This is a genomic window from Flavobacterium sp. FPG59 (genome assembly GCF_002150205.1).
In the GTDB taxonomy this organism is placed as follows: domain Bacteria; phylum Bacteroidota; class Bacteroidia; order Flavobacteriales; family Flavobacteriaceae; genus Flavobacterium.
Genome location: NZ_MTCA01000230.1, coordinates 1 through 4,698 on the forward strand (window position 1 = coordinate 1; position 4,698 = coordinate 4,698).

The window sequence follows — 4,698 nt, forward strand, 5'->3', positions numbered from 1 at the left end:
CCTTTTTTGAATCGAATGACTTGGATTTTGAAAACGATACCATTATCAGACGAGAAATACTTCCTTCGGGGAAATCTAGAGCTTTTATAAATGACAGTCCTGTAAATCTTCAGGAGTTGCAAGATTTGAGTGTCTTTTTACTCGATATACATTCACAACAGCAAACTCAAGAACTTTCAGATGAAAATGTTCAATTTGATATTATAGATGCAATAGCAGGTAATAAGGAGATTATTACTAAATATCAATTGTTTTTAAAAGGGTACAAATCGGATACATCAAAATTAAATGCATTATTAAAAAAACAAAGCGAAGCTAAGAAAGAGCAAGAATACAATACCTTTTTGCTAAATGAACTTGTTGAGGCTAAATTAAAATCTGGTGAACAAGAAATTTTAGAATCTGATTTTGAGAAGCTAAATAATGTAGAGATTATTAAAGAATCTATTAGTAAATCTTTGGCTATAGCCAATGAAGAACAAATAGGAGTATTATACAATCTTAACGAAATTAAAAATTCGGTTCAAAAAATCGCCTCATTTTCAACTGAATACCAATCTTTGCTTGACCGAATTACAAGTATTTCAATAGAGTTTGATGATATTACAGAGGAGATGGTTCGTCTTTCGGATAGATTAATCAATGATCCTGAACAACTTAATCTAATAAGTCAAAAATTACAACTAATTTTTAGTCTTCAAAAAAAGCACCAAGTTGCTACTGTTGAAGAGTTATTAGTAATTCAATCTCAACTTGAAAATGCTGTCATGGAACTTGGTAATATGGAAGATGAAATTGAAAATTTAACGGTTTCCATAGAGCAGAAAAAGAACGATCTTAACAAATTAGCATTAGACATTAGCAATAATAGATCCGCTGCTATACCTGTTTTATCAGAACAATTAATTCAAATTTTAAGTACGTTAGGAATGCCTAATGTGCGTTTTAATATTGTTTTATCAGCTTCAGAATCATTTTTTGCAAATGGTAAAGACGAGCTTCAATTCTTGTTTTCTGCAAATAAAGGAACTGATTTCGGGATATTGAAAAAAGTAGCATCGGGAGGAGAAATGTCTCGTATCATGCTGGCTGTTAAGGCTATTTTAGCACAATATTCAAAAATGCCAACTTTAATTTTTGATGAAATTGATACCGGAGTTTCAGGAGAAATAGCTATTAGAATGGGAGAAATCATGAAAAAAATGAGTCAATCAATGCAAATTTTCGCAATTACCCATTTGCCTCAAATTGCGGCTAAGGGAGATGCGCATTTTAAAGTGTTTAAATCTACAATTGACGATGATACACAATCAGAATTAAAGTTATTAAGCACTGATGAAAGAGTAGTTGAGATAGCACAAATGTTATCAGGAACAGCCGTTACAGACTCAGCTCTTAATCATGCAAAAGCCTTGTTGAACTAATTTTTTCTATTATATTTGTTCGTTTTTCATCACAATCTTAAAACTAAAAACATTTATTTATAAAAATAATACCCAAAAATATGATCATAGAACCAAGAATGAGAGGATTTATTTGCACGACGGCGCACCCGGTAGGATGTGAGCAAAATGTAAAAAATCAAATAGAGTTTGTTAAAGCTAAAGGAACTATTAACGGAGCTAAAAAAGTTTTAGTGATAGGTGCGTCAACAGGATTTGGTTTGGCTTCTCGTATTACAAGTGCTTTTGGTTCTGAAGCTGCAACTATTGGTGTTTTCTTTGAGAAAGCGCCTAGTGAAGGAAAAACAGCCTCACCGGGTTGGTATAATTCAGCAGCCTTTGAAAATGAAGCACATAAAGCTGGTTTATATGCTAAAAGTATCAACGGTGATGCTTTTTCGAACGAAATAAAACAACAAACTATTGATCTTATCAAAGCTGATTTAGGTCAAATTGATCTTATAATTTATAGTTTAGCTTCGCCAGTGCGTATGCATCCTGTTACAGGTGTTTTACACAGATCAGTGTTAAAGCCTATCGGTGATGTATTTACAAACAAAACTGTTGATTTCCACTCAGGTAAAGTTTCTGAAATTTCAATAGCCCCTTGCAATGGTGACGATATTGAAAATACTGTAGCAGTTATGGGTGGAGAAGATTGGGCTATGTGGATAGATGCTTTAAAAGCTGAAAATCTATTGGCACCAGGAGTTGCTACTGTTGCTTATTCTTATATTGGGCCATCATTAACAGAGGCTGTATACAGAAAAGGAACAATTGGTCGTGCAAAAGATCATCTTGAAGCAACCGCATTTGCTATTACAGATGCACTTAAAAGCATCGATGGAAAAGCATTTGTATCAGTTAATAAAGCATTGGTGACACAGGCTAGTTCTGCAATTCCGGTTATTCCTTTGTATATCTCGTTGTTGTACAAAATAATGAAAGAGGAAGGAATTCATGAAGGATGTATAGAGCAAATTCAGCGTTTGTACCAAGAGCGTTTGTATACTGGAGGTGAAATTCCAGTTGACGAAAAAGGAAGAATTAGAATTGACGATCTTGAAATGAGATCTGACGTTCAAGAGAAAGTTGCTTTTTTATGGAACGAAGCAGTTACTGAAAATTTACAGGAAATATCAGATTTAGAAGGGTATAGAAAAGATTTTTATAACTTATTTGGATTTGATGTAGCTGGAGTTGATTATGCAGCAGAAGCTAATGAAGTTGTAGCTATTGAAAGTATAATGTAATAAGTTTTCTCAAATATTATTTAAAACCATCAATTAATAGTTGATGGTTTTTTTATGGATAAAGATTATCTTTGTTAAAATTTTTAAATCACATTCAGTACCACAAATACCACTGTAAATAAAATGATGTTTTCCTTAATTATTCCCGTATACAATAGGCCAGACGAGGTTGATGAACTTTTAGAAAGTTTATCACGTACTACATACAAAGAAATTTTTGAAATTGTGTTAATAGAAGATGGGTCTACTATTCGGTGTCAAGATGTTGCTAGTAAATATGGTAATAGGTTAGATATAGCTTATTATTACAAAGAAAACTCGGGACCTGGTGATTCTAGAAATTATGGTATGAGTAAAGCCAGAGGAGATTATTTTATTATTTTTGATTCAGATTGTATAATTCCAGAAAATTATTTATCCGAAGTCGAATTAGCTTTGCAAAAAAATTATGTGGACTGTTTTGGTGGTCCTGATAGCGCATTAGATAGTTTTACGGATATTCAAAAAGCAATTAATTTTGCTATGACTTCATTTCTTACCACGGGAGGAATAAGAGGAGGCTCAGAAAAAATAGATAAATTTCAACCCCGAAGTTTTAATATGGGATTGTCTAGAAAAGCTTTTATGGCATCTAAGGGTTTTGGAAACATTCATCCTGGCGAAGATCCGGATTTGTCCATTCGTTTGTGGAATTTAGGTTTTGAAACAAAACTTTTTCCAAAAGCATTTGTATATCATAAGAGACGCATTGATTGGGAAAAATTTTCAGTTCAAGTACATAAATTTGGAAAAGCAAGACCTATTTTAAACAGTTGGTATCCTAAACACAATAAACTTACTTTTTTCTTTCCTACGGTTTTTATTTTAGGAATACTTGTTGCTTTTTTAGCGGTCTTATTCTTTAATTTTGATATCCTTTTGCAGCTCTATTTCGTATATTTTGCTATACTATTTATTGTAGCATCAATTCAAAATAAAAGTGTAAAAATTGGGTATTTGTCCCTGATAGCTGTCTGGAAACAGTTTTATGGGTACGGAACAGGTTTTTTAAAATCGTATATTCAGATTATTGTTTTGAAAAAAGATCCTCAAACAGCATTTCCTGAAATGTTTTTCAAAGTGTAATATGACAAAAATTATTGGGTTAACAGGAGGAATAGGCAGCGGAAAAACAACAATAGCTGGTTTTTTTAAGGCAGCAGGAATTCCTATTTATATTGCAGATGATGCTGGAAAAAAAGTAATGCAAGATGAAAAGGTTTTAAATAGTATCAAAGAGGTTTTTGGTGCTTTAGTCTTTAAAGGTGGAATACTTGATAGAGCTGAACTTGCCAAAATTGTATTTAGCGATCCAGAAAAGTTGCAAGTATTGAACAAAATTGTTCATCCTGCCATAAAACAAGATTTTGAGTTATGGTTAAAGCAAAATGATAAAGCCCAATATGTGATTTATGAGGCTGCTATTTTGTTTGAAAGCGATAAATACAAAGATTGTGACGTTATAATATCGGTAGTAGCGCCTTTAGAAACTAGGATTAATAGGGTTCTTGAGCGTGATGCTACAACGAGAGAGCTTGTTTTGAAACGAATAAATGCGCAATGGACTGATGCACAGCGTGTAGAAAAAAGTGATTTTGTGATTGAAAATATTAGTTTAGAATCATCAAAGCAGGAAGTTGATAAAATTCTTAAAATTTTAAAGATTAAACAAAAAGAAGCCTAGGTGTTAATGTTTGGTTAATCTATCGTTTAATATATTGTTAAAATACTAAATTTGTATTGATGAATAAACTTTTTTTTAGATTGCTAGTCTTACTGATGAGTTTGTCCCTAATTGGGATAATTTTAGTGCAAGTATATTGGTTTAACAATTCGTTTGAAAATAACGATGAACAATTTAAATTTCACGTTAAACAAGTATTAGGAAATGTTGCTGAAAAAATTCAAAAGCAAGAGGCGTACAATTTTTATGATAAAATAAATCATTATAAAGATAGTACGGG

At 32.1% G+C, this 4,698-nt stretch carries 4 protein-coding genes and 1 pseudogene; all 5 read left to right on the forward strand.

Annotated features, from left to right (window positions below; genetic code table 11):
* A partial coding sequence (locus tag FPG59_RS13980; RefSeq protein ID WP_086455197.1) for a DNA repair protein RecN occupies positions 1-1,424 on the forward strand: 1,424 nt, incomplete at its 5' end.
* Between the two features lie 80 nt (positions 1,425-1,504).
* Positions 1,505-2,695, forward strand: coding sequence for an enoyl-ACP reductase FabV (gene fabV / locus FPG59_RS13985; RefSeq protein WP_086455198.1), 1,191 nt, complete (start codon positions 1,505-1,507; stop codon positions 2,693-2,695).
* Between the two features lie 123 nt (positions 2,696-2,818).
* On the forward strand, positions 2,819-3,820 hold the full coding sequence (locus FPG59_RS13990; RefSeq protein WP_086455199.1) for a glycosyltransferase family 2 protein: 1,002 nt from the start codon (positions 2,819-2,821) through the stop codon (positions 3,818-3,820).
* A 1-nt stretch (position 3,821) separates the two neighbouring features.
* Positions 3,822-4,418, forward strand: coding sequence for a dephospho-CoA kinase (coaE, locus tag FPG59_RS13995; protein WP_086455200.1), 597 nt, complete (start codon positions 3,822-3,824; stop codon positions 4,416-4,418).
* Positions 4,419-4,477: 59 nt separating this feature from the next.
* Positions 4,478-4,698, forward strand: a pseudogene (locus FPG59_RS16900) (two-component sensor histidine kinase); the annotation flags it as partial.